General features: G+C 62.7%; 2 protein-coding genes. One reads left to right on the top strand and one right to left on the bottom strand.

Annotated features, from left to right (window positions below):
• Positions 1-214 (top strand): YegP family protein (locus GY725_04355; protein MCP4003408.1); only part of this gene is annotated, 214 nt, incomplete at its 5' end.
• 1 nt (position 215) lies between these two features.
• Here the strand turns inward: GY725_04355 and GY725_04360 are convergent.
• Positions 216-1,103, bottom strand: an 888-nt coding sequence (locus GY725_04360) for a response regulator (protein MCP4003409.1), incomplete at its 5' end; no start/stop codon positions are given.

Genomic DNA, 1,103 nt, shown 5'->3' on the forward strand with positions numbered 1-1,103 from the left:
GAACGGCATCAAGTCGGTGAAAAAGCACGCCAAGGCCGAGAAGAACTTCGACCGCAGCAAGGCCAAGAGCGGCGGCGCTTGCTTCGTGCTCAAGGCTTCGAACGGTGAGCCGATCGGGCGATCGCAGGTCTACGCCGGTTCATCGGGATGCTCCGGCGGGATCGCTTCGGTCAAGCGCTGCGCTCCAGGCGGGAAGATCGAAGATCTGAGCTGATCTACGGATCCAGGATCTGCTCCAGCGCCGACTGAAGGTCCGCGCGCAGGAACGGTTTGCTCACGCGCGCGCGGAATCCATACGCTTCAAAGTCGGCCATGACCGGATCGCTGGAGTAACCGCTGACCACGATTGCTCCGGCGTCGGGGTCGAGTTCGAGCAGGTGGCCGATGGTCTCCCGGCCCCCCATGCCTCCTCGAATCGTGAGATCCAGGATCACCGCATCAAACCGGTTTCCGGCGTCGAGAGACTCTCCGTACAGATCGAGCCCCTTGCCGCCTTCGGCGGCGCAGACGACCTCGTAGTCCAGGGATCGAAGCATCGCTTCGATCGTCGAGCGTACGTCCGCATCATCGTCGACCACCAGAACTCGACCGCCGGAGCGCCGTTCGGGAGTTGGCCGTTCCGGGATTGCCGGGACCGGGGCCAGGTTGTCCGACGCCGGCAACCGGATCCTGAACGTGGTTCCTTGGCCTGAAACGGATGTGACCGTCAACTCCCCGTCGTGGCGACGCACGATCGAGTGCGCCGTGGCCAGCCCCAGACCCTGCCCGTCCTGCCGTGTTGAGAAGTACGGGTCGAAGATCTGCTCGATCGCTTCTTCGGGAATGCCGCTTCCCGTGTCCTCGATGTTGATTTCGACGACTCTCGTGCCGGTGACGCTGCCTCGCGCCAGGTTTCGTGCACGGATCCGAATGTCGCCACCTTCGGGCATCGCCTGAACGGCGTTGATCAGTACGTTGTTGAGTACCTGGCTGATCTGTCCGTTGTCGAAATCGACCGGCCAGAGGTCCTGGACCAGGTCGATCTCGTAACGCACGTTGGCGCCGCTCAAGGCGAACGAGACACAGTCGCAAATCACCCCGTCCAGCTGACCGGTTTCCTTGAC

This window comes from bacterium (genome assembly GCA_024226335.1).
GTDB lineage: Bacteria > Myxococcota_A > UBA9160 > SZUA-336 > SZUA-336 > JAAELY01.